Here is a 23,849-nt window from a genome sequence, read left to right on the forward strand (position 1 = left end):
TCGGAACCTGGGAGCAAAAAGCGAGACGCCGACGGCAGGCATTGCAACCTGCCGTCGGCGTCATTGCGCCGGCTATCGCCAGCTTAGGCTTGTGACGCCTTGCTGTCCTGAGATGAAGGTTTGTCTTCAGCCTTTACGTCAGCGACAGTTGCCTCCGGGGCGCTAGGTGCGCTCTTGGGAGGTTCGGCCTCCTCACGAGCTTTCTCCGCCACCGGAGCTGGCGCTTTTTGGGGCTGCTCAGGCTCTTTCGCTTCCATCTTGGATTCGATGGTTGCCGCTTCGGGAGCTTTGGGGGCCGCCATTGGCTGGGGAGCGGAAGCGCCTGCCGAGTTATTGCTGGTTTGAGTCTTCTGAGCCTGTATGCGCTTGCGCACCTCTCGAGGATCGTTGAAGGCTCGCTTAGGCTCCTCTTCGGACTCTGCTGCAGTTGTAACTGGCTTGTCGGAAGGTTTCTTCTCGGCAGTTGGCGCCGGCACCGCTTTGTCTGCACTTTTATCCGCTGCCGTCGCTGTGTCTGGCTTGCCCTTGGCCTCTGTGGGCGTCTCTTTCTTTGGTTGCTCAACAGCAGGTTTAGCTACGCGCTCCTCTTTCTTGTCTTCCTTGCTCTTGGCTTCTACAGAGATGCTGTCCGCCTCTGGCGCACTTGCTTTTGCTCGTGCTACAGGCTTCTCTACCTGACTCTCTTTGGGCGCTTCCTCTGATTTAGCTTCCGCAGCCTCACGCTTGGGGCGGCGTGTTTTGTTGCGAGGGTCGTTTTCCGCACGGCCTCTGCGCGCAGGTTTTTCCTGCTCGCCTTCGCTCTGCTGTTTGGCTTCTGCACCATCATCCTTGCGTTGACGTGTGTCTGCATCGAGCTGTTTCGCCGGCTGCTCTGAAGCGCGCTCCTGTGGCGCTTTGCCAGGCTCGACAGCGTCACTGGACTGTGCTGACTGCTGAGCAGGCGCTGCGCCTTTCTCTTCCGTCTTTGGTTGCGATGGGCGAGCTTTGTCGGTGGTTTCTACTTCAGCGATTGCTTCAACAGATTTGTTCCATACTTCTTTGGTGATTTCAGACTTTACGGGCTCGTCTGTGACGTTAGTGGCTACGACGGGAGTGCGACGTTCTGCAGTCTCTTCGGCCACTTTCTCCTGAGTTTCAGGCTTGTCTTGGCGCTCAGGTCTGTCCTGACGCTGTGGGCGAGGAACCGGCTTGCCGGAGGAGCGGTCACGTCTTGGACGACTAAACTCCGACTTTTCCTGGCTGCCTGAGTCTGCTTTCGTTGATTCGTTGCGGCCTCTTTGCTCGCGTGGAGTATCGCCCTTGCTGGGGTCGCGATCCCGTTGACGTCTATCTTTCTGTCCGTCGTTACGCTCATTGCGTTCGTTGCGTTCGTTGCGTTCGTTGCGTTCGTTGCGGCGCTGGTTGCGGTCGTCATTGCGGCCACGGTTGCCGCGACGATTATCCTGTCCGCCATCTCGGGATTCGGCTTGACGGTTGTCCTGGCGTTGATTGTCGCGTTGCCCGTCTTGACGATCGCGTACTTTAACTTTTCTACGGCCGGCGTCTTTGTCTTGTGACGTTTGCGGAGATTCTGCAACCGTGATCTTGAGGTCGCTGTCTTTCTTCTCGCCAGAGAACATTTTTGACACTTTCTGACGCAGGCGCTTCAGCAAGCCAACTTCTTCGCTTGGAGCGGTAGGCGTAGAGGTTGGCACAATGGTTTTCACCGCGGCTTCCTGGCGTACAACTTCTTTGTGCAGCAGGCTTTCAACCGGGTTTTTCTCTTCCATCTCAGGCTTAACGTTGTAGCTGATCTCGCTAACATTGGCGTTATCGTCCCGGATTCGCTGAACTTCGAAGTGAGGGGTGTCCATATGCGAATTAGGGACCACAATCACTTTCACGCCGTGGCGCTTTTGCGTTTTGGCTAAGTTCTCGCGCTTTTCATTAAGCAGGTACGTGGCGACGCTGATAGGGCAGATTGCGCGAACTTCGGCCGTGCGCTCTTTAAACGCTTCCTCTTCGATCAGGCGCATGACGGATAGAGCAAGAGACTCTACTCCACGAATTGAACCCTGGCCTTTACAGCGGGGGCACATCTCGTTACGGGTCTCGCCTAATGATGGGCGCAAACGCTGACGTGACATTTCCAGTAAGCCAAAGCGGGAAATTTTGCCGATCTGCACGCGAGCGCGATCCAACTCCAGTGCTTCCTTCAGACGGTTTTCCACCTCGCGCTGGTTCTTGTTGGGCGTCATGTCGATAAAGTCTATAACGATCAGGCCGCCGATGTCGCGAAGGCGTAGCTGGCGCGCGATCTCATCCGCTGCTTCCAGGTTGGTTTGCAGCGCGGTCTCTTCAATGTCGCCGCCTTTAGTGGCGCGAGCAGAGTTGATGTCGATAGAAACCAGGGCTTCGGTTGGGTCGATAACAATAGAGCCGCCTGATGGCAGTTTTACTTCTCTCTGGAACGCGGTTTCGATCTGGCTTTCAATCTGGTAGCGATTGAATAGCGGGATGTCATCCTGATACAGCTTGATGCGGTTTTCGAAGTTTGGCATCACCGCTTTTACAAAGTTAAGTGCGTCCTGATGTACTTGTGGGTGGTCGATCAGAACCTCGCCAATATCTTGGCGCAAGTAGTCGCGGGTGGCGCGGATAACTACGTTGCTCTCCTGATAGATCAGGAAGGGCGCGGGCTTGCTATCCGATGCATGACGGATGGAGTCCCAGAATTGCAGCAGGTAGTCCAAGTCTCTTTGCAGCTCTTTGGAAGAGCGGCCAACGCCTGCAGTGCGAATGATCAGTCCCATGTCTTTGGGAACTGTCAGGCCGGACATGGCGTCTTTCAGTTGGTCGCGATCATCGCCTTCAATGCGACGAGAGATGCCGCCCGCGCGAGGGTTGTTCGGCATTAGCACCAAATAGCGGCCAGCCAGGCTGATGAACGTCGTGAGCGCCGCGCCTTTGTTGCCGCGCTCTTCTTTGTCCACCTGGATGATGATTTCCTGGCCTTCCTGCAGCAAATCCTTGATGTTCATCTTGCCGCCTTTTTGCGGCTGACTCTTGAAGTATTCGCGGGAAATTTCTTTCAGGGGCAGGAAGCCGTGGCGCTCTGCGCCGAAGTCTACGAAGGCGGCCTCAAGGCTGGGCTCTATGCGGGTAATTTTGCCTTTATAGATATTGGACTTTTTTTGCTCGCGGGTGCCGGACTCAATGTCCAGGTCGTACAGTTTTTGTCCGTCAACGAGGGCTACACGTAACTCTTCTGGTTGAGTTGCGTTGATCAACATTCGCTTCATTTATGTTTTTGTCCCACTCAGTGTTCTGTGGGCGCCAAAAACCGCTTAAGCAAGTCGGAACGGTGATGCGTGAGGCCACAGCGGAGGTGTGCTGGTGGACCATGGGATGGGATCATCCGGGTCAACCATAGAGTTACAGATTGTGCCTCTATTGTGCGAGCCGTACATTATCTATGTGTGCGCCGTGTCGTCACTAGTTTTCCACCCTCTTTTATAATCAGAGGATGGGCGGGAAGGTGATTGACCCTACCGCGGGAATTCGTTCCGCCTGGATATGCGTCTCTCGGCGCCGTTTTATCGGTTGCCAGTCTGATTACAGCATATAGGCTTGGAGTCAACGCTCGGTTTATAACCCGTGTTCAACTCTGTATAATCTCTTCGCGCCTGATGTTATGTCATCGCTCAGCTATTCGGATGCTAAATGGCCTACCTTTTTTCCGCCGAGTTAGCGCCTTGAAAATATAGCAGTTAAACCACTGGCATTCAATCACGTTTGTTTTGTCCGGTTTTTATCCAAGAATATTTGCGGTTTACGCCAGAGTTAAATATTTGTGACTAAATTAGATGGCGGGGCCGGCGTCGGCGCCCGAGTTGTTACTATCGATAGTGGGTCTGACGGACAGCGCCTGGATAACTTTCTGGTGCGAGAGTTGAAAGGCGTACCGAAGGGGAAGATATATAAAATAATTCGCAAGGGAGAGGTGCGGGTTAATAAAGGGCGATGCAAGCCCGAGACAAAGTTGAAAGATGGCGATCAGGTTCGAATTCCTCCCATTCGAGTATCGGAAAGCGATAACTCAGAACCTGTCATACCTGCTGGCTTGATTGAATTGGTCTCGCAGTCAACGCTGTTTGAAAATGACGAACTGCTTATTATAAATAAGCCGTGTGGCGTAGCGGTGCACGGTGGAAGCGGTGTTAGCTTCGGCGTCATTGAAATACTTCGCGCTGCGCGCCAGGACTTACGTTTTCTGGAGTTGGCTCATAGACTTGATCGCGATACGTCTGGTGTTTTGGTGTTGGCGAAAAAGCGCCGGGCCTTGGTGCAGTTTCATGATATGTTGAAAACGGGCAGGGTTGAGAAGATCTATCACGCTTGGGTGTGTGGTAAGTGGCCCAAGCACAAGTCAGTGATAACCGCTCCGTTGAAAAAGAACGTCCTGCGCTCAGGGGAGCGTGTGGTGAGTGTCAGTGAAGATGGCAAGGCCAGTGAAACGCGCTTTAGAGTGTTGTATTCCGGGACGGGGCGATCTTTGGTTGAGGCGCAGCCAATTACAGGTAGAACGCATCAGATTCGTGTGCATGCGAAATTTGCCGGACACCCCATTATCGGCGATGACAAATACTGCGACTCAGAAACGAATAAGGTCTATCGGGATATGGGGGTTAAAAGGCTCTGCCTGCATGCTTATTCGTTGCGCTTGAGTTGGCCTGATCGGCCAGAGCAAAAAATTGTATGTGAGTGGGATGAGGATCATTCTCCTGCGCTGAGAAGTTGACGTCTAAATCATATGTATAAGTTGTTGATATTCGACTGGGATGGAACTTTGGCTGACTCCACTTCTCATATTGTGGACTGTCTAGAGGTGGTCAGTAAAAAAATGCAGACGCCTTTTCCGGGAAGAGAGGCGGCCAAGAATATAATCGGGCTTGGTCTGTCTGAGGCGATTGTCGAGTTGTTTGGTATCGAAGATCAGATGTTTGTCGATGGCTTTAAAGAGGCGTATTCGGCGCAATTTCTATTGGCTGAGATAACCCGAAGTGGATTGTATCCGGGTGTTATCGACATGCTGGGTTATTTACGCGAGGCTAAATATCTGACTGCGGTTGCGACAGGTAAGAGTCGGCGTGGTATGGATAGAGCGCTTAATGCAATGGATATGAGTGAATACTTTGATGCTGTCAGATGTGCGGATGAGACTCGCTCCAAGCCAGATCCGCTCATGCTGCAGGAGTTGTTGGATGCGTTTTCGCTGCGGCCGCATGAGGCGGTGATGGTAGGGGATACGGAATACGATATGGAGATGGCTATGCGGTTAGGTATGGATCGTATAGCGATGTCTCATGGCGCTCATCAAGTTTCCCGGTTGCAAAAATATCGGCCGGTAGCGGTCGCGGATAATGTGGCTGAATTGCAGAAACTGTTTCTGTGATGGCCTTGTAGTTGTGACTATGGATGTTAAGACCAAGCTAGCAGGTGTGTAAAAACGAATATGTTTGAAAATTCTGAAGATAAAGCTATGCAGGAATCTGCTGGGCAACCAGGAAATCAAAAAGAGTGGCGTCTTATTGAAAAAATGGTGATGAGTTCTCTCAATGAGCAGCGCAAGGCGCGTCGTTGGGGGATCTTTTTTAAGTCGCTGACTTTTTTGTACTTGTTTTTCATTGTGATTGCTCTCAGTCCGGGAGTAGGTAAAAACGTTGCTGCGCGTACAGAGCCTCATACTGCTGTCATTGAAGTGAATGGTGTTATTGCGGCCACTGAAGAAGCTAATGCGGACGCCATCGTGTCTGCGTTAAGGGATGCATTCGAAGAAGAGACGGCTAAAGCGGTTATCCTGCGTATCAATAGTCCAGGTGGGAGCCCGGTGCAGGCAGGTTATGTGTACGATGAGATCGGGCGCCTGAAGAGTGAGCATCCAGATAAGAAAGTGTATGCGGTGATTATGGATATCGGCGCTAGCGGGGCTTATTACATCGCGGCCGCGGCGGATGAAATTTATGCTGATAAGGCGAGTCTTGTGGGGTCTATTGGTGTGACCGCATCCGGCTTTGGGTTTGTTGATGCGATGGATAAGTTGGGTGTCGAGCGCCGAATCTTCACCGCAGGTGAGCACAAGTCCTTTTTGGATCCATTTGTGCCAGTAAAAGAGGATGAGCGTGAGCTGTGGCAGGGTGTGTTGAATACAACGCATAAGCAGTTTATTGAGCAGGTTGAGAAAGGTCGGGGCGATCGCATCCATAAAGATAATCCGTTGCTATATTCCGGAATGATTTGGAGTGGCGAACAAGCCTTGGGCTTGGGATTGATTGATGGTCTGGGCAGTTCTGGTTATGTTGCCAGAGAAGTTGTGAAAGCGGAGAAGCTTATTAACTATACGCCGAAGCGCAACCCATTTGATGAACTGCTCGGAAAGCTGGGTGTAAGTGTTGGCAAAGGTGTGGCTCAGGCAGTGTTGGATTCAGGGCCTCAGCTTCAGTAACGTTTTGGTCGGATGCTTTGCCTGAATTTGAGTAAGTGCTGCAATGTAAAGAGGGGTTACGGTATGCGTAACCCCTCTTTTTTGAGTAGGGTAATTAGGTCGATTAGGGGGAGGCCAATGAGTGTGTTGGGGTCTTTTCCTTCTATTTTTTCAAATAAGCTAATCCCCAGTCCTTCGACTTTGAAGCTGCCAACGCAGTCGTAAGGCTCTTCGAGCTCCAGGTAGCGCTCGATTTCCTCTTTAGATAACTCTCTGAAATAAACGGTTTGCCAGTCAACACATGTTCTTGTGGTGTTGAGTCTGGTGTTTGTTAGTGCTATCCCGCTATAAAAGGTTACTGATTTTCCGGAGCAGGCGGTCAATTGTTTGATGGCGTTGGTTTTGTCGCCTGGCTTTCTGAGTAACTGTCCGTCAAGTGCGGCTGTTTGGTCGGAGCCAATTATTAAGTGGTCTGGAAACTGTTTGCGGAGACTTTCTGCTTTTTCTTTCGCGAAGTTGATGGCTATATCTTTGGGGTGGCTGTTTGGTGTCGTGCTTTCGTCAAAGCATGGGGCGGCTTGTTGGAAGTTTAGGTTTAGTTTTTGTAGCAGTGCGGCCCGGTAAGGAGAGGTCGAGCCTAATATAATAGAAGGAGGTGTGTTTTTATTCGTCATTTTTGGAGTGTGAGCTTTGTGATTCAGGGCGAATAATCGTTTTGCGGCTCTTTTATCGCTTTAATTCCGTGATTTTGCAATCATCTCTTTGACTTTGTTTGGGCGCATCACTAGAATTGCGCGCTTATGAAAAAGCCTGGTATTCCGGAATTGGTAGATCCCTACAAAATGTGTGAGAAAGAACTCGCGCTTGAAGGGATTATTTTGGCTAAAGCACTCCCCAGATATGCGGATCAACTGGCGGGTGGCGCAACTGATAATGATCAGGTTGAAGCGTCGGCTCGTTTTAAGCGTGATGAGCAGGGCTCCAGAGTGGCGTATATCGCATATTCTACTTTGGCGAGATTAACCTGTCAGCGATGTTTGGGTGAGGTTGGGCTGAAAATTAACGGTGAAACTACCTTCGCCTTTTTAGGTTCCGAATCTGAGTTAGATCAGTTACCGCGTTCCTATGAGCCAGTCCTTATGGAAGGGAGCGAGGTTAACCTGCTCCAGGCAATTGAAGACGAGCTGCTGCTGAGTTTGCCCATGTTCGCTTATCATGAAGATGAGCACTGTAGCGGTGAGTTAAACGAAATTAAGGGGCAGGCGTCCGAGACAAAGGCTGATAATCCTTTCTCGGTGCTGGGCGACCTGTTAAAAAAGTAGACCTGTTTTATTAGTTTTAGCGAAAGAGCTAGCTCAGGAGAATTGCAATGGCTGTTCAACAGAATCGTAAATCCCGTTCACGTCGCGGCATGCGTCGTTCACATGATGCATTGTCTTCAGCGGCGTTGTCTATCGACCCGACTACTGGCGAGAAGCATCGTCGTCACCACGTTACTCCAGACGGATTCTATCGTGGCAAGAAAGTGGTTGAGGTTTCTCAGGACTAAGAAGCCCTGTCTTGGAACGCAATATAACAGTTGCGGTCGATACGATGAGTGGGGACTTCGGTCCCTCCATCGTGATTCCTGCTGCATTAAAATGCATCAAAAATAATCCCTTCGTAAGTTTGATTTTGGTTGGCGATGAAGCTGAGCTAAGAAGCCTGCTTCGCAATCAGCCTACCTCTCCCCGTATATCGATTGTTCATGCTCCTGACGTTGTCCGTATGGATGACCGTCCCAGTCATGCGCTTAGGAAAAAGCAGCAGTCTTCTATGGCTGTGGCGCTATCATTGGTACGGCAAAAGGCTGCTCATGCCTGTGTGAGTGCGGGCAATACCGGGGCCTTGATGCTGTTGGCCAGATCGATTCTGAAAACGCATCCTGGGGTGGATCGTCCCGCCATTGTGAAGCGCATTCCATCGCCTAAAAATCGCTGTTATGTGTTGGATTTGGGCGCCAACGTTGATTGCACGGCTGAGCATTTGTACCAGTTTGCCCTTATGGGGTCCGCTTTGGTTGAGGCTCTGGAAGGTAAGCCTGAGCCGAGGGTGGCGCTTCTGAATGTGGGAGAAGAGGAAATCAAGGGGAATGAGCAGGTGCGGCTGGCTTCCCGTATGCTGGCGGAGTGTGAGTCGGTTAACTACATTGGCTACGTAGAAGGCGGGGATATATTTAAAACCATTGCTGATGTGGTGGTGTGTGACGGCTTTGTCGGCAATGTTGCTCTGAAAGCTGGCGAAGGGGTGGTGGAGCTGATAATCGGTATGGTCAAAAGCGTGTTTGATCGTAATTGGTACAGTCGTTTGGTTGGATATGCTGCGTTGCCAATGTTGCGCAAACTTCGCGACTTAGTGGACCCCTCTCGTCATAACGGTGCAAGTCTAATTGGGCTTCAGGCGACTGTGATTAAAAGTCATGGCAATGCACGAGAGATAGGGTTCCTTAGTGCGCTGGAGCAGGCTATTTTTGAGGCGCAGAAAGGTGTGCCCGAGATGATAAACGCCCGCCTTGACGAGCTTATATGACGCTCTGATGCAAGTTGTAATACAACTTTGATCTAATTACTCCGTTTAACTGTATTTGAGTATTCTAAGCCGATGAACACTGCTATCTTATTTCCAGGGCAAGGGTCGCAAAGCATTGGGATGTTATCTGATCTCAATCAGGCGTTTCCATCAATTGCCGAAACATTTCAGGAGGCGTCCGACGCCTTGGGTTATGACCTCTGGTCTTTAACTCAAAACGGGCCCGAAGATCAACTCAATAAAACCGAAATTACGCAACCTGCTATTCTGACTGCTAGTGTCGCCCTATGGCGGCTATATCAGCAGAAAGTGAATCCTTCCGTTGCTTTTATGGCGGGCCACAGTCTTGGTGAATATAGCGCCTTGGTCGCCGCTGGCGTCATTGGGCTGCAAGAGGGCGTGAAGCTGGTTCAGTTGCGTGGCCAACATATGCAGAAGTCTGTCGAAGGGCAGGCCACGGCCATGGCTGCGATTTTGGGATTGGATGACCAGGCCGTGATTGACGGTTGTCGCGAAGCGGCTGCCGGAGAGTGCGTTGAGGCTGTGAATTTCAACTGCCCAGGGCAAGTGGTTATAGCGGGAACGGAGTCTGCTGTAGAAAGGGCTATTGTGGCGCTCAAGGAGAAAGGTGCGAAGCGTGCATTGAAGTTGGCTGTAAGTGTGCCCTCCCATTGTGCGCTGATGAGGCCGGCCGCGGAGCAATTGGCGGAGCATATCGGCTCTATGGCGTTTAACAAGCCGTCTATACCTGTTGTCCAGAACGTGGGGGCGAGGTCTGTCGATGATCTTGCCGAACTCAAAGACAATCTGATCAAACAATTATTTTCTCCTGTTTTGTGGACGCAGAGCGTTCAACATATGAGTGAGGAAGGCGTGGACAGCTATGTAGAGTGCGGTCCAGGCAAAGTCTTGGCGGGTCTGGTTAAGAAAATTGATCGCGCCGCTTCCATTCAATCGCTATCAGACGCAGAAGTCTGGAACGCGTTATAGAAGGACTCCCATAATGGATAAAGTAGCCTTGGTGACTGGTGCTTCCAGAGGTATCGGCAGCGCCATTGCGGACTCGTTGGCGAAAGTGGGTTATATCACAATTGGTACGGCCACCTCTGAAACCGGCGCGGCGGCGATTACCGAGCGCTTGAGCGCTATCGGTAAGGGGGCGGGAAAAGTGTTGGACGTGGCTTCAGATGAATCCATTGCTCAGTGCCTCAAGTCAATTGAAGAAGAATTTGGCGCTCCGGCTGTGTTGATTAATAATGCAGGCATTACCCGGGATACCTTGATCATGCGTATGAAAGATGAGGACTGGGATCAAGTGGTTCAGACCAACTTGAGTTCAGTCTTTCGCATGAGCAAGCTGGTAGTGAAAAGCATGATGAAGGCGCGTTGGGGTAGAATTATCAATATTAGCTCCGTGGTTGCCTCAATGGGGAATGCGGGGCAGGTAAACTATGCCGCCGCCAAAGCGGGGATTGAAGGGTTTACGCGCTCCCTTGCTAAAGAAATTGGCGCAAGAGGAATTACGGTTAATGCGATTGCGCCTGGTTTTATCGAGACAGATATGACCAGCGAATTGCCCGAAGCCCAGAAAGAGGCCTTGCTGAGCGCTATTCCTTTGCAGCGCCTTGGCAAGCCATCTGAGATTGCTGAAGTGGCTTCATTTTTGGTTTCTGACGCCGCCGGCTATATTACCGGTGAGACCATCCATGTAAACGGCGGCATGTATATGGGTTAAGTTTGCGCCGCCGCGCTATGCGGTGCGTGAACTTTAGCTTGATTAATTAAATAGGGTTCAACTAGACTAGCACGCGATTAAGTGCTTGGTTATGAAATAAGAGTGAGGAAATTATGAGTACTGTCGAAGAGCGCGTTAAGAAGATTGTTTGTGAGCAGTTGGGAGTTAAAGAAGGCGACGTTCAACTGACTTCCAAGTTCGTTGAAGATCTCGGTGCTGACTCTCTGGATACTGTAGAGCTGGTAATGGCGCTTGAAGAAGAATTCGAGACCGAAATCCCAGACGAAGAAGCAGAGAAGATCACAACTGTTCAAGACGCTATCGACTACATCTTGGCTAATCAATAAGAAGTAACCTTCTCAGACCAAGCCGAAGAACCGCTCGCAGGTAGACCTTGCGGGCGGTTTTTTGCTTTTGGGGTTTGTGATTTTTTTGGGGTTGATGCATGTATCTGTTGAATGGTGAAAAAGCGGATCATATATCGATCGCCGATCGAGGGTTGGCCTACGGGGATGGTCTCTTTGAGACTATTCTTGTGGTAGATGGTCGCCCTGTTTTATGGAATGAGCACTTGGCGCGTTTGCGGATGGGGTGTGAGCTATTGCGAATACCCTATGACGTGAGCGGCGATTCTTTGCTGGCGCGATTGGATGAGCTGCTTGCGGAGAGTAAAGATATGAGCTGCAAGTGTGTATTGAAGATTATCGTGACCCGAGGAGCTGGTGGTAGAGGGTATGCGCTGCCCGAGGTGCAACAACCGTTAGAGGTGTTGGGTCTGTTTGCTGCGCCGGATATCGATTCCATTCAAGTGTATGGCGGCAGTGTGCGGACTCTAAAATCGCAGGCTGTGGAATATGGCTCGTACGCGGGACTTAAGCACCTTAATCGCCTGGAGCAAGTGCTTGCGTCCATTGAACTTGATGGGCGGGCGTTCGAAGGATTGATGTTCGATGCTTCTGGGCGTTTAGTTGAAGGGACTCGGACGAATATCTTTCTCTGGGATGAGGGTAGAATCTTCACACCGACATTAGCGCGATCGGGGGTGAAGGGCGTGCTGAGACAATATATCCTTAACAATGCTACTGAGTGGGGTTTGCATATTGATGAGGCGGATATTGCTCAGGCAAAATTGAAAGAAATCAAGGGGATGGCTTTGGTCAATAGTGTGATGGGAGTTATTCCGGTTAATCAATTAGATGGTAAATTACTGAATATCGACTGTGTCATCAAAGAACTCCAAGAAAAAGTCCACCAAAAAATCCCGTTTTAGCTTGAGAAAGTTTGTTCTCAAGACCTTTCTGGCTGTATTTCTTATCTCATCAGCAGTTGTCGTCGGCGCATACTATTACGGGCGTTATTTGTTATTGCAGCCCTTGCCGGTGGCTGCCACTACCACGATTGAAGTCAAGCGCGGTGATTCTTTGCGGAAAGTCGCCGATAGGATGGCCGAGCAAGGCGTGTTGGAAAGCGCGGAATGGTTTTATTGGTACGGCCGGCTTAGCCGAAAAGACAAGCAGCTAGTGGCTGGCGAGTATTTGCTTGAGCCTGGCAAGAATACCATTGAGCTGTTCGCCTTGCTGACTTCCGGGAATACTCTGAATTATGCGCTCACTATCATCGAAGGCTGGAATCTGAAGGATGTGCTGCGTGAGCTGGAAAACCATCCAAAACTGGAAAAAACCATCGATACGCAAGATCCGGCTCAGCTCGCCAAATTGCTGGGCATGAACTATCCCCATGCGGAAGGTCTTCTGTTTCCTGATACCTATTTTTATAAAAAAGGGACCCGAGATGTTGATCTGCTGACTACGGCTCATCGTCGGATGGTGCGTATTCTGGAAGATGAATGGTCTCGCAAGAGCGCCTGGAGTGCGGCGGCGACTCCCTACGAAGCGTTGATACTGGCTTCGATCGTCGAAAAAGAAACTAGCGTGGATAGTGAGCGAGGGCGTATCTCCGGGGTGTTTACTTTGCGGCTGGAGAAAGGGATGCGTCTACAGACAGACCCCACGGTGATCTACGGCATGGGTGATAAATATGAAGGAAATCTGCGTCGCAAGGATTTGCGCGAAGCAACGGCTTACAATACCTATGTCATAAAAGGGTTGCCGCCAACACCGATTGCTATGCCTGGGCGCGCCTCCATTCATGCCGCGTTGCACCCCGAGAAGATGGGGGATCTTTATTTTGTGGCGCGAGGTGACGGTACTCATGAATTTTCTAAAACACATGAAGCGCATGTAAGAGCAGTTAGGAAGTACCAGCTCCGTCGCAGAGAAGATTATCGCTCAACGCAGTAAAAGCCATCGTCGCGTGTTGGCGTGTGCCGTGTTACATTGAGTGCATAAATATAGGTTTAATGGTGTCGGCATTGAATAAAGGTTTGTTTATTACGGTTGAAGGAATTGAGGGGGCTGGTAAGACTACTAATCTCAATTTCATTAAATCCTTGCTGGAGGGTGAAGGTCGTAGCGTTGTTGTGACTCGTGAGCCTGGCGGTACTCCTATGGCGGAAGAGATCAGGGATCTGTTGTTGCGGCCGCGTAACGAAAAAGTTTCTTCAACTGCGGAGTTGTTGTTGATGTTTGCGGCAAGAGTTCAGCATTTAGAAGAGAAAATTCGCCCGGCTTTGGATGCTGGTGCTTGTGTGCTAAGTGATCGCTTTACAGATGCAACCTATGCATACCAGGGAGCTGGCCGGGGTTTGGACTGGGCTATGATAGAAAGCTTGGAAAAGTTGGTGCTTGGGAATTTTGAGCCCGATCTCACTTTATTGCTATTTATTGATCCTGGTTTGGGTATGGATAGGGCGAAAAAGCGCGGTGCGTTAGATCGTTTTGAGCAGGAAAAATTGGAATTTTATAGTCGTGTCCAGCGAGGGTATATGCAGAGGGAAGAAAAGAGCCCTGATCGGATATTGAGAGTGGATGCCACTCAGTCGCTGGACAAGGTTCAGGAAGAAATAGCTAGGCGCATCAAGCAGAAGCTGAAGGGCAGCTTTTAGGATGGTCGACTTTAGATAAAGATAAAAAACGCCCCGCATTTGCGGGGCGTTTTGTTTTAGGCTTCCGCTTTCGCGTTAGCTGCTTTCTCGGTGTATGCATCCATCTTGTCGAAGTTCAGGTAGCGGTAAATGTCGCCAGCCATGCTGTCGATATTTTTCGCATAGTCCATGTACTCTTCAACGGAAGGGAGGCGGCCCAATACTGCCCCGACCGCCGCCAGTTCTGCGGAAGTCAGGTAGACATTAGCGCCGTCGCCCAAACGGTTGGGGAAGTTACGAGTGGATGTAGACAGTACGGTTACGCCGGGGGCTACGCGAGCCTGGTTGCCCATGCAGAGTGAGCAGCCTGGCATTTCTGTGCGCACGCCATTGCGTCCGTAAATGTTGTAGTAACCTTCTTCCATCAGCTGCGCCTGATCCATTTTGGTGGGCGGAGACATCCAGAATCGGGTTTTCAGCGCGTCTTTGTTTTGCTCCAGCAGTTTGCCGGCAGCACGGAAGTGGCCAATATTGGTCATGCAAGAGCCGATGAAGACTTCATCAACTTTATCGCCTGCTACGTCAGACAGCTTCTTGGCGTCGTCTGGATCGTTCGGGCAGCAAACGATAGGCTCTTTGATTTCATCCATATCGATTTCGATAACCGCTGCGTATTCGGCGTCGGAGTCAGCGCGCATCAGGCTTGGGTTGGCCAGCCATTCTTCCATGGCTTTGGCTCGGCGCTCGATGGTGCGGACGTCTCCGTAGCCTTCAGCGATCATCCAGCGCAACATAACAATGTTGGAGCGCAGGTATTCGGCGACAGAATCTTCAGACAGGGTGATGGTGCAGCCCGCAGCGGAACGCTCCGCCGATGCGTCGGAAAGCTCGAACGCTTGCTCGACAGTCAGGCTTTCCAGGCCTTCGATTTCCAGTACGCGACCAGAGAAGATGTTTTTCTTCCCTTTCTTTTCAACGGTCAGCAGGCCTTGCTGAATCGCGTAATAGGGGATGGCGTGAACCAGATCGCGCAGAGTAATGCCGGACTGCATTTTGCCCTTGAAGCGAACCAGTACTGATTCAGGCATATCCAAAGGCATGACGCCAGTGGCTGCGGCGAAAGCGACCAGACCTGAACCTGCAGGGAAAGAGATGCCCATGGGGAAGCGGGTGTGAGAGTCGCCGCCGGTGCCGACAGTGTCTGGCAACAGCATGCGGTTCAGCCAGCTGTGAATGATGCCGTCGCCAGGACGCAACGCCACGCCGCCGCGGTTCATGATGAAGTCTGGCAGAGAGTGTTGCATTTCTACGTCAACCGGCTTGGGGTAAGCGGCGGTGTGACAGAATGACTGCATAACCAGGTCTGCGGAGAAGCCCAGACACGCCAGGTCTTTCAGCTCATCGCGAGTCATTGGCCCTGTGGTGTCCTGAGAGCCGACTGTTGTCATGCGAGGTTCGCAGTACTGACCGGGGCGTACGCCTTCGACGCCACAGGCTTTGCCGACCATCTTCTGTGCCAGAGTGAAGCCTTTGCCGGAATCGTTGGCGGCTTGCGGGCGGCGGAATACGTTGGATGGCTCCAGGCCCATCGCTTCGCGAGCTTTGTCGGTCAGGCCGCGGCCGATAATCAGAGGAATACGTCCGCCTGCGCGAACTTCGTCCAGCAGAACGTCTGATTTCAGTTCGAATTCGCCGATGACTTCACCGGTTTCGTGATTCTTGACCTTGCCTTCGAAGGGCAGAATTTCGATGACGTCGCCCATGTTCATTTGGGATACGTCGCATTCAAAAGGCAGGGCTCCGGCATCTTCCATGGTGTTGAAGAAGATAGGAGCGATTTTTCCGCCAATACAGATGCCGCCAGTGCGCTTGTTGGGCACGCCTGGCATGTCGCGGCCAATGTACCAAAGTACGGAGTTGGTGGCGGACTTTCTGGAGGAGCCTGTGCCCACTACGTCGCCGACGAAAGCGACTTCGTGGCCTTTCTTTTTCAGTTCTTCAATCTGCTGCTCGGCATTGGTAATGCCTTCGCGAGGCATTTTGTACATCGCTTTAGCATGCAGAGGGATGTCCGGGCGCGACCATGCGTCAGGCGCAGGAGAAAGGTCGTCGGTGTTGGTTTCGCCTGTTACTTTGAAAACAGTGGCGACAATGCTCTTGGGCACTTCGGGCTTTTGCAGGAACCATTCTGCGTTGGCCCAGGAGTCCATGACTGCTTTTGCGTTGGCGTTGCCTGCGTCCGCTTTTTCTTTGATGTCGTGGAAAGTATCGAAAACCAGGAGCGTAGATTTCAGTTGTTCTGCGACAAGTTGTCCAAGAGAAGCGTCATCCAGCAGTTCAACCAGCGTGGAGATGTTATAGCCGCCCTGCATCATGCCTAATAATTGAACGGCTTTTTCCTTGGAGATCAGGGGGGATTGGGCTTCGCCTTTAACGATGGCGGTGAGGAAGCCGGCTTTAACGTATGCCGCTTCATCTACGCCGGGGGGCACGCGATTTTCCAACAAGTCTACTAGCGTTTCTTCCTCACCGGCTGGGGGGGCTTTCAGTAGCTCCACCAACCCTGCCATTTGCTCTGCATTAAGCGGCTTGGGTGGGACGCCTAGTTCGGCTCGTTCTTCAACGTGTTTACGATATGCTTCTAGCACGGTAGAACCCTCATCATTTCCTGTATCCGCCCTTATGGGGCGGTGTTTTTGATTGGGCGAGAGGTTACTTCGCTCCATATATAAAGACGCAATATTCTATGCCAATGATAGTGCAAAGTTAAGCAAACGCCCTATCAGCCCTGTTGATAGTCGATATAAATTTGAAAAATGTAGCCATTGGTCGTAATAAACTTTCGTGAATGTAGGAGGGTGAGCGGCTTATAGAAAATGGTGTTGTTGGTGAGTCGGGTGGGCGTGGATATGAGAGTTTCTGGTATACTGCCCGGCTCACATTTTGATGATTAATTTTGACTTTTAGTGCGGAAACTCTAGTGGATATGTCTGTATCGGCTCCTGAAGATATCGTTAGCTTTTTAGGCTGTGAAACGCCCGAGGCATGGTTGCATAAAGCTGCAGCGGAGCTGCCGTTATTGCTGGTGGATCATGCGCAGTGTGAGAAGAAGGCGGCCTCTTCAGCATTGCAATTGATGTTCAGATATCCTGAGGATATTGAGTTGTCGACGCGGATGTCGAAGCTTGCGCGTGAAGAGCTGCGCCACTATGAGCAGGTAGTGAAAATCATGCAGGGCCGAAACGTGTCTGATCGCAAGCAGACGGCGTCTCGTTATGCTTCCGCGTTGCGCGATTGCGTTCGTAAAGGCGAGCCGCACAGACTGGTGGATATGCTGATCATTGGGGCGTTTATAGAAGCGCGTTCCTGTGAGCGATTCGCTCGATTAATTCCATATTTGGATGAAGAATTGGCTGCTTTTTATCGAGGCTTGCTTGAGTCGGAAGGGCGGCATTACAGAAACTATCTGAAATTGGCCAAAGGGCGTTCACCTGTCGATATAACGGACAGGATTGCGTATGTCCGTGAGGTGGAGGCGGATTTGATTCGTTCGCCTGATTCGGAGTTTCGCTTCCATAGCGGTGTTCCCGTTTAAAGTGTTGAGAGCCTGACGCTGCTTGCGTCAGGCTATATCCTCGGCTTTCAGGTTCAGCAATTGGAAGCCATCTGCGTCCGCTCTGCCATACCAGGTTTCGTCTCCCCAGTCGCCCAGAACAATGCGCTTTACTTCCCCTTGGGGTAGGTTATAACGATGTGTGTCGGGACGATGTGTGTGACCGTGAATCAACAGCTCAATTTTATAAGTGTTGAAGGCGCTTATTACCTCGTCCGGCGCGACATCCATAATTTCTTCCGCTTTTCCTTGGTTCTTCGCCATGCTGATCTGCCGCATTTGGCGAGCCGTTAATTGGCGTTGATCCAGGGGGCGTGAAAGAAACTGCGACTGAAAGGCTGGGTTGCGAAATGTGGCGCGAGCCTTCTGGTAGGCGGCGTCCAAAGTGCAAAGCGAGTCGCCATGCATAAGTAATGACGGGACTCCATACAGATCAAGGGAATGAGGCTCTTCCAGCAGGGTAGCGCCACATTGCTTGGCATAGGTGTCGCCAATGAGGAAGTCGCGATTGCCATGCATGAGATAGATGCAAGTTCCGGCTTCCGCCAGTCTGTGAAGCCGTTGCGCCACCTCTACTTGCAGAGCGGTCTGCTCGTCATCGCCTACCCAGACCTCGAAGAAGTCTCCGAGTATATACAGAGCGTCTGCATTCGGAGCTATTTTGTCCAGAAAATTAAAGAAAAACCGGGTGAGTTCCGGTTTTTCCACTTCCAGATGTAGATCGGAAATAAACAGCGTTGGCATGATTTATTCGACGATGGTGGCGGAAGTGATAATCACATCTTCGGCTGGAACGTCTTGGTGCGCGCCTTTATAAGTGGTGGCGACGGATTTGATTTGATTGACGATGTCCATGCCCTCAACGACTTTGCCGAATACTGCGTAACCCCAGCCTTCAGTGGTTTCCGATGTGAAGTCCAGGAATCCGTTATCTGCGACGTTAATAAAAAATTGAGCGCTTGCTGAGTGAGGGTCCATAGTGCGGGCCATGGCGACAGCGCCTGTCATATTGCTAAGGCCGTTGTTTGCTTCGTTCTTGATTGGCTCCCGGGCCTGCTTGGGAGTAAGGCCTGGCTCAAAGCCGCCGCCCTGAATCATGAAGTTGGAGATGACGCGGTGAAAGATGGTGCCGTCATAAAAGCCGTCGCGGACATATTGCTCGAAGTTTTTCGCTGTAATAGGGGCGTTTTCGTGGTCGAGCTCGATTTTGATGTCACCGAAGTTTGTCTGCAAAAGAATCATGTAGTTACCTTTTAAGGCTTTTGAACGGTTAAAATGTCATTTTAGCCAAAAAGCAGCGACCATTTCAGTAATTTGCGCTGCGACGAAGGTAAAGTTTCCCTATAATTGCCGGTTTAATCCCTGTGCGTATAATCCAAGGGAATATTAAAAGCGAACTCTTTTGCAAGGCTGAGAATCAGCCTTAAGCGCAATAAACATTGATGGTAGAGAAAGCATTTTTATGAGTGAAGGCGAGGCCATAAAGCCCAACTTTATTACCCAGATCATTGATAAAGATCTGGCGGCGAACAAGCATGGCGGCAAAGTGCATACCCGTTTTCCACCGGAGCCGAATGGATATCTCCATATCGGTCATGCGAAGTCCATTTGTCTAAACTTTGGCGTTGCTGAAACCTACGCCAACGGCCGCTGCAATCTACGCTTCGACGATACCAACCCTGAAAAAGAAAGCCAGGAATACATCGATTCGATCGCCGCTGACGTCAAGTGGCTGGGGTGTGAGTGGGAAGAGCCTGTCAGACATGCTTCCTCATACTTTGATCAGTTGTTTGAGTACGCCATTGAGCTGATTAACAACGGCAAGGCTTATGTGTGTAGCCTGACGCCTGACGAAATGACTGCATATCGCGGCTCACTGAAAGAGCCGGGCAAACCCAGTCCCTATCGCGACAGGAGCGTTGAGGAAAACCTCGATCTGTTTCATCGCATGGCGAAAGGTGAGTTTGCGGATGGCGCCCATGTGCTGCGCGCTAAGATTGATATGGCGTCGCCCAATATCAATATGCGCGATCCTATTTTGTATCGCATCCGTCGCGCTCACCATCATCAGACTGGTGATAAGTGGTGCGTGTACCCGATGTACGACTACACGCATCCGATTTCGGACGCTCTGGAAGGGATAACGCATTCTCTATGCACACTGGAGTTTGAAGACCATCGCCCCCTGTATGACTGGGTGTTGGATAACATCAGTATCGATTGCCATCCACAGCAAATTGAGTTTGCGCGCTTAAATCTCAACTATACCGTCACCAGTAAGCGTAAGCTGAAGAAGCTGGTGGACGAAAAGTATGTTGAAGGCTGGGATGATCCGCGCATGCCGACTCTGGCGGGGCTGCGTCGTCGCGGCTATACGCCTCGCTCAATTCGTAGCTTTTGCAATGCAATTGGTGTAACGCGCAGCGAAGGCGTGGTTGACGTAGCCATGCTGGAGTTCGCGATCCGTGAAGATCTGAATGAGCGGGCGCCAAGAGCAATGTGCGTGTTGCACCCATTGAAAGTGGTGATTACCAACTATCCCGAAGGGCAAGTTGAGGAGTTGGTGGCGCCGGCGCATCCTCAAAATGAGTCCATGGGAACTCGCACTGTGCCTTTCGCGAGAGAGATTTATATTGATCAGGAGGATTTCCGGGAATCCGCCAATAAACACTTCAAGCGTTTAGTGTTAGGGAAAGAAGTGCGCTTACGTAACGCCTATGTGATTCGTTGCGATGAAGTGATCAAGAATGAAGCGGGTGAACCTATTGAACTGCGCTGTGTCTATGATGCTGACACTTTGGGTAAAGACCCGGAAGGGCGCAAAGTTAAGGGCGTTATTCACTGGGTCGCTGCGGATCAGGCGGTAGATGTGGAAGTGCGGCTTTATGACCGCCTTTTCAATCATGAAAGTCCCGACGCCCAGAAAGAGGTGGAATTTACTGAATTTCTGAATCCAGAGTCTCTGGTTATCTTGAGTGGAGCCAAGGCGGAGGCGAGCCTGCGTCAGGCGGGTTCTGAAGTTCCATATCAGTTTGAGCGGGAAGGGTATTTTTACCTCGACCCAATCAAGGCGGCTCAGGGTGAATTGGTGTTTAATCGCACGGTCACACTTCGTGACACCTGGGCGAAAATTGAGGCGAAGGGCGAATAATTTCGCCTTTACGCCGGAAGCAACGTTAACGGTAACATTAGGACTAATAGGTCGTGTTGAAGATATACAGTAGCCTTTCTCAGCAAAAAGAAGAGTTTAAACCCATTCAGGCCGGTAAGGTCGGTATCTACGTTTGCGGAATGACTGTATATGACTACTGTCACCTTGGGCATGCCCGGGTCCTGGTGTGTTTTGACATAATTACCCGTTATCTGCGCGCGAAAGGTTACGACGTCAATTATGTGCGCAACATTACTGACGTTGATGACAAGATTCTGAATCGGGCGCGTGATAACGGGGAGTCTGTTGATGCGCTGACGGCTCGTTTTATCGACGCCATGCATGAAGATGAGCGCGCGTTAGGCGTGCTGTCTCCTTCTGCGGAGCCTCGTGCGACGGGGCACATTGGTGAAATTATCGCTATGATTCAGCGGTTAATGGATAAAGGTTATGCCTACCATGCGTCCAATGGCGATGTTTACTACGCCGTAGAGCAGTTTGCGGATTACGGTAAGCTCAGCAAGCAGAAGCTGGATGAAATTCGCGCTGGAGCCAGAGTTGAAGTGGATGCGGAGAAGCGCGGCCCTGCGGATTTTGTGCTGTGGAAGGCGGCGAAGCCGGGCGAGCTTTCATGGAGTTCGCCATGGGGTGAGGGGCGTCCTGGCTGGCATATTGAGTGCTCTGCAATGTCTACGCAATGCTTGGGCGATACCTTTGATATCCATGGCGGCGGACCGGATCTTAAGTTCCCGCACCATGAAAACGAAATAGCGCAGTCGGAAGCCGCTACAGGCTGTAAGTATGTTAATTATTGGATGCATGCAGGGGCTGTAAGGGTTAACAAGGAAAAGATGTCTAAATCACTGGGTAACTTTTTCACTATTCGTGAAATTTTGGATAAATACCCGGCTGAAGTGGTGCGTTATTTCCTGGCTTCCAGCCATTATCGTAGTGCGATCGATTATTCTGATCTTGCCTTGGAAGAGGCGCGGAGTGGGTTGGAGCGTCTATACAACTCCATTCGTGAACTCTATGGGGAATTGAGTGCTGTTTCAGTGGATGAATCTCTGGTTGAGGAGTATCGAGAGCGCTTCCATCAGGCGATGGATGATGACTTCAATACCTCTTCCGCTGTGGCCGTGCTGTTTGATATGGCGAAAGCGGTGAACGTGGCGAAAAAGGAAGATCGCGTCAAGGCGTTATCGCTGGCGAAAGGCATGATTGATCTGGCTGAGGTGCTTGGTCTGCTTCAAGCTAACCCTGAATCGGTGATGCAGGGAGAGAACGAAGAGGTTGGCGGTTTGGGGGTGGCTGAAATTGAAGACTATATTGCTCAGCGCAATGTAGCTCGCGCCAATAAGGACTTTGCTGAATCTGACCGCATTAGAGACTTGCTTAAGGATAAGGGCGTACTGCTTAACGACGCGCGTGAGGGTACGACCTGGCAGAGAGCTTAGCTCGGCCGTTTAAATGTAAAAAGCCCCGGTTATTTATGTGAGTAACCGGGGCTTTTCTCTATATGGAGTCTGCTAAGTGATTGGCTATGAGGTGGGAGCTAATCTTTGTGCAGGTGATTCGCGGCGTAAAGCGTGTTCTCCATGAGGGTGGCGACGGTCATGGGGCCGACGCCTCCAGGTACTGGCGTGATCCAGCTGGCGCGTTCCGCCGCTTCATCAAATTCGACGTCCCCAACTAGCGCGCCGTCATCTTTACGATTGATGCCTACATCGATCACGATGGCGCCTGGCTTTATCCATTCGCCTTTTACAATGCCTGGGCGTCCTACTGCGACGACAACGATATCGGACTGGCTCACTTTGGCTGGAAGGTTGACCGTAAAACGGTGAGTAATGGTGACGGTGCAGCCCGCCAGCAATAGCTCTAATCCCATGGGGCGTCCGACAATATTAGACGCTCCGACCACCAAAGCATCTTTGCCTCGCAGTTCAACGCCGGTGCGGGCCAGTAGCGTCATAATGCCTTTAGGGGTGCAGGGGCGTAGCACGGGCATGCGCTGCGCCAGTCGGCCCAGATTGTAAGGGTGAAAGCCGTCGACGTCTTTGTCTGGCTTGATGCGCTCTAATATATTGTCCGCATCCATATGCGCAGGGAGGGGCAATTGGACGAGGATGCCATCTATGGCGTTATCTTCGTTAAGAGTGTCGATTAGATTGAGTAGCTCCTGCTCCGTCGTGCTCTCGTCCAAGGTGTATTTTTGAGAGAGAAAGCCGACTTCTTCGCAAGCCTTGGTTTTGTTCTTCACATAAACTTGGGAGGCGGGATCCTCTCCCACCAATACAACGGCGAGACCGGGTGGGCGCAAGCCGCTGTCGATGCGGGCTTTTACGCCTTCCGCAACATTTTTGCGAACGTCCGCGGCGACCTGCTTGCCGTCGATCAGCCTAGCGTGATGGTTGTTCTGGGCGTGAGTCATAGTCATGGCCAACTGATGGGAATAGGGGCCCACATTTTACTGAAATGGCGCTATAGCTCAATTGTTTAATGTAATGCTAAAGGCTGGTTTGGGCGGTCTTGATTGATGGTTTGAGTTTAGCGGGCGGGCGCTTCATATTAGGAGGGTGTAAGTAAGTGGTTGGTGGCGGTGTCATGTTGAGGTGGGGATGCTTCTCTCATCTATATGTATATATGTGGAGGCAAACCGCTTAATGGGCCGTGTTTGAAAATATTTTAAGTATTTTCAAATTGATGGTTGACGATGGTGGGTTCCGCGAGTAATATTCGCGCCAGCTTTCGCTGAGACGCCTGGTCTCACTAAGAGCGGGGTATAGCGCAGTCTGGTAGCGCGCCTGCTTTGGGAGCAGGATGTCGGGAGTTCGAATCTCTCTACCCCGACCACTTTATTCGGTGAGTAATCACGGTTTGAAGTGGTAGTTCGCAAGGATTCGCGAATATAGAGCGCCCGTAGCTCAACCGGATAGAGCATCGGCCTTCTAAGCCGAGGGTTGCAGGTTCGAGTCCTGCCGGGCGCGCCATGCTTTAAGGTGGTGGCCTTAGGTAGCGAAGCATTTGTGGTGGACGTAGCTCAGTCGGTAGAGCTCAGGATTGTGATTCCTGCGGTCGAGGGTTCGATCCCCTTCGTCCACCCCATTCCTCTCAAGCTTTAGGGCTTGTTAAAAAGTTTTGATGTATTTTGCAGCAAAACTACCTCTTATAGTGCGAAAGTGGCGGAACTGGTAGACGCGCTGGATTTAGGTTCCAGTATCGAAAGATGTGAGAGTTCGAGTCTCTCCTTTCGCACCATGTTGATTTTTAATAATTGCGAAGCTCCTTGTTTGTATTCTCTACTTGCTAAAGCAGTCGGGGCTCCGTAATATT

The 23,849-nt window shown here is 51.1% G+C and carries 21 protein-coding genes and 4 tRNA genes; 19 read left to right on the plus strand and 6 right to left on the minus strand.

What is annotated here, in order from left to right; genetic code table 11:
* Nucleotides 1–83: 83 nt before the first annotated feature.
* Nucleotides 84–3,281 (minus strand): ribonuclease E, encoded by a 3,198-nt coding sequence (rne, locus tag ACQYWX_RS10005; RefSeq protein WP_431688658.1) that lies wholly within the window; start codon nucleotides 3,279–3,281, stop codon nucleotides 84–86.
* 551 nt (nucleotides 3,282–3,832) lie between these two features.
* Here rne and ACQYWX_RS10010 point away from each other — a divergent pair.
* The 3 genes from ACQYWX_RS10010 to sppA are packed head-to-tail and all read left to right on the plus strand — an operon-like array spanning nucleotide 3,833 to nucleotide 6,484.
* Entirely contained in the window at nucleotides 3,833–4,780 is a 948-nt protein-coding gene (locus tag ACQYWX_RS10010) for an RluA family pseudouridine synthase (protein WP_431688659.1), read from the plus strand.
* Between the two features lie 12 nt (nucleotides 4,781–4,792).
* On the plus strand, nucleotides 4,793–5,434 hold the full coding sequence (locus ACQYWX_RS10015; protein ID WP_431688660.1) for an HAD family hydrolase: 642 nt from the start codon (nucleotides 4,793–4,795) through the stop codon (nucleotides 5,432–5,434).
* A gap of 60 nt (nucleotides 5,435–5,494) precedes the next feature.
* The gene (gene sppA / locus ACQYWX_RS10020; protein ID WP_431688661.1) at nucleotides 5,495–6,484 is read left to right on the plus strand and encodes a signal peptide peptidase SppA; all 990 of its coding nucleotides are present in this window, start codon (nucleotides 5,495–5,497) and stop codon (nucleotides 6,482–6,484) included.
* Between the two features lie 56 nt (nucleotides 6,485–6,540).
* Here sppA and ACQYWX_RS10025 read toward each other — a convergent pair whose 3' ends face one another.
* Nucleotides 6,541–7,137, minus strand: coding sequence for a Maf family protein (locus ACQYWX_RS10025; protein WP_431688662.1), 597 nt, complete (start codon nucleotides 7,135–7,137; stop codon nucleotides 6,541–6,543).
* Between the two features lie 126 nt (nucleotides 7,138–7,263).
* Between ACQYWX_RS10025 and ACQYWX_RS10030 the strand changes: the two genes are divergently transcribed.
* The 9 genes from ACQYWX_RS10030 to tmk all read left to right on the plus strand — a co-directional run bounded on the left by ACQYWX_RS10030 (nucleotide 7,264) and on the right by tmk (nucleotide 13,770).
* Nucleotides 7,264–7,785: a YceD family protein gene (locus tag ACQYWX_RS10030; RefSeq protein WP_431688663.1), complete on the plus strand. Its 522-nt coding sequence runs from the start codon at nucleotides 7,264–7,266 to the stop codon at nucleotides 7,783–7,785.
* 47 nt (nucleotides 7,786–7,832) lie between these two features.
* Nucleotides 7,833–8,012, plus strand: coding sequence for a 50S ribosomal protein L32 (rpmF, locus tag ACQYWX_RS10035; protein ID WP_011396041.1), 180 nt, complete (start codon nucleotides 7,833–7,835; stop codon nucleotides 8,010–8,012).
* Between the two features lie 11 nt (nucleotides 8,013–8,023).
* Nucleotides 8,024–9,031 carry a phosphate acyltransferase PlsX gene (gene plsX / locus ACQYWX_RS10040; protein WP_279502125.1) on the plus strand — a complete coding sequence of 336 codons (1,008 nt, stop codon included), beginning with the start codon at nucleotides 8,024–8,026 and terminating at the stop codon, nucleotides 9,029–9,031.
* 72 nt (nucleotides 9,032–9,103) lie between these two features.
* Nucleotides 9,104–10,021: an ACP S-malonyltransferase gene (fabD, locus tag ACQYWX_RS10045; RefSeq protein ID WP_431688664.1), complete on the plus strand. Its 918-nt coding sequence runs from the start codon at nucleotides 9,104–9,106 to the stop codon at nucleotides 10,019–10,021.
* 13 nt (nucleotides 10,022–10,034) lie between these two features.
* Nucleotides 10,035–10,766 carry a 3-oxoacyl-ACP reductase FabG gene (gene fabG / locus ACQYWX_RS10050; protein WP_431688665.1) on the plus strand — a complete coding sequence of 244 codons (732 nt, stop codon included), beginning with the start codon at nucleotides 10,035–10,037 and terminating at the stop codon, nucleotides 10,764–10,766.
* A gap of 113 nt (nucleotides 10,767–10,879) precedes the next feature.
* Nucleotides 10,880–11,113, plus strand: a complete 234-nt coding sequence (gene acpP, locus ACQYWX_RS10055) for an acyl carrier protein (protein WP_011396045.1) — start codon at nucleotides 10,880–10,882, stop codon at nucleotides 11,111–11,113.
* A 98-nt stretch (nucleotides 11,114–11,211) separates the two neighbouring features.
* Nucleotides 11,212–12,036 (plus strand): aminodeoxychorismate lyase, encoded by an 825-nt coding sequence (pabC, locus tag ACQYWX_RS10060; protein WP_431688666.1) that lies wholly within the window; start codon nucleotides 11,212–11,214, stop codon nucleotides 12,034–12,036.
* Nucleotides 11,987–13,066: an endolytic transglycosylase MltG gene (mltG, locus tag ACQYWX_RS10065; RefSeq protein WP_431688667.1), complete on the plus strand. Its 1,080-nt coding sequence runs from the start codon at nucleotides 11,987–11,989 to the stop codon at nucleotides 13,064–13,066. The genes pabC and mltG overlap by 50 nt, the downstream gene beginning before the upstream one ends.
* A 71-nt stretch (nucleotides 13,067–13,137) precedes the next feature.
* A complete protein-coding gene (tmk, locus tag ACQYWX_RS10070) occupies nucleotides 13,138–13,770 on the plus strand; it encodes a dTMP kinase (protein WP_431688668.1) in 633 nt (210 codons plus the stop codon).
* A gap of 56 nt (nucleotides 13,771–13,826) precedes the next feature.
* On the opposite strand, the gene acnB is transcribed toward tmk, so the two are convergent.
* Nucleotides 13,827–16,397, minus strand: a complete 2,571-nt coding sequence (gene acnB, locus ACQYWX_RS10075; RefSeq protein ID WP_431688669.1) for a bifunctional aconitate hydratase 2/2-methylisocitrate dehydratase — start codon at nucleotides 16,395–16,397, stop codon at nucleotides 13,827–13,829.
* 338 nt (nucleotides 16,398–16,735) lie between these two features.
* Between acnB and ACQYWX_RS10080 the strand changes: the two genes are divergently transcribed.
* Nucleotides 16,736–17,344, plus strand: coding sequence for a tRNA-(ms[2]io[6]A)-hydroxylase (locus tag ACQYWX_RS10080; protein ID WP_279502114.1), 609 nt, complete (start codon nucleotides 16,736–16,738; stop codon nucleotides 17,342–17,344).
* 27 nt (nucleotides 17,345–17,371) lie between these two features.
* Here the strand turns inward: ACQYWX_RS10080 and ACQYWX_RS10085 are convergent, their stop codons facing one another.
* Nucleotides 17,372–18,106, minus strand: a complete 735-nt coding sequence (locus ACQYWX_RS10085) for a UDP-2,3-diacylglucosamine diphosphatase (protein WP_431688670.1) — start codon at nucleotides 18,104–18,106, stop codon at nucleotides 17,372–17,374.
* A 3-nt stretch (nucleotides 18,107–18,109) separates the two neighbouring features.
* Nucleotides 18,110–18,604 carry a peptidylprolyl isomerase gene (locus ACQYWX_RS10090; RefSeq protein ID WP_279502111.1) on the minus strand — a complete coding sequence of 165 codons (495 nt, stop codon included), beginning with the start codon at nucleotides 18,602–18,604 and terminating at the stop codon, nucleotides 18,110–18,112.
* A gap of 220 nt (nucleotides 18,605–18,824) precedes the next feature.
* Here ACQYWX_RS10090 and ACQYWX_RS10095 point away from each other — a divergent pair, with 220 nt between their 5' ends.
* Together ACQYWX_RS10095 and cysS are read left to right on the plus strand one after the other, a co-directional pair.
* Nucleotides 18,825–20,513 carry a glutamine--tRNA ligase/YqeY domain fusion protein gene (locus tag ACQYWX_RS10095; RefSeq protein WP_431688671.1) on the plus strand — a complete coding sequence of 563 codons (1,689 nt, stop codon included), beginning with the start codon at nucleotides 18,825–18,827 and terminating at the stop codon, nucleotides 20,511–20,513.
* A gap of 53 nt (nucleotides 20,514–20,566) precedes the next feature.
* The gene (gene cysS / locus ACQYWX_RS10100; RefSeq protein ID WP_431688672.1) at nucleotides 20,567–21,970 is read left to right on the plus strand and encodes a cysteine--tRNA ligase; all 1,404 of its coding nucleotides are present in this window, start codon (nucleotides 20,567–20,569) and stop codon (nucleotides 21,968–21,970) included.
* A 98-nt stretch (nucleotides 21,971–22,068) separates the two neighbouring features.
* On the opposite strand, the gene folD is transcribed toward cysS, so the two are convergent.
* Entirely contained in the window at nucleotides 22,069–22,953 is an 885-nt protein-coding gene (gene folD, locus ACQYWX_RS10105; protein ID WP_216739032.1) for a bifunctional methylenetetrahydrofolate dehydrogenase/methenyltetrahydrofolate cyclohydrolase FolD, read from the minus strand.
* A 339-nt stretch (nucleotides 22,954–23,292) separates the two neighbouring features.
* Between folD and ACQYWX_RS10110 the strand changes: the two genes are divergently transcribed.
* From ACQYWX_RS10110 to ACQYWX_RS10125, 4 genes are all read left to right on the plus strand, one after another.
* A tRNA-Pro gene (locus tag ACQYWX_RS10110) sits at nucleotides 23,293–23,369 on the plus strand.
* Between the two features lie 60 nt (nucleotides 23,370–23,429).
* Nucleotides 23,430–23,506 (plus strand) — tRNA-Arg (locus tag ACQYWX_RS10115).
* A 39-nt stretch (nucleotides 23,507–23,545) separates the two neighbouring features.
* A tRNA-His gene (locus ACQYWX_RS10120) sits at nucleotides 23,546–23,621 on the plus strand.
* Between the two features lie 68 nt (nucleotides 23,622–23,689).
* Nucleotides 23,690–23,774, plus strand: a tRNA-Leu gene (locus tag ACQYWX_RS10125).
* The last annotated feature ends 75 nt before the right edge of the window (nucleotides 23,775–23,849 follow it).

This window comes from Hahella sp. NBU794, from assembly GCF_050749805.1.
Lineage (GTDB): Bacteria > Pseudomonadota > Gammaproteobacteria > Pseudomonadales > Oleiphilaceae > Hahella.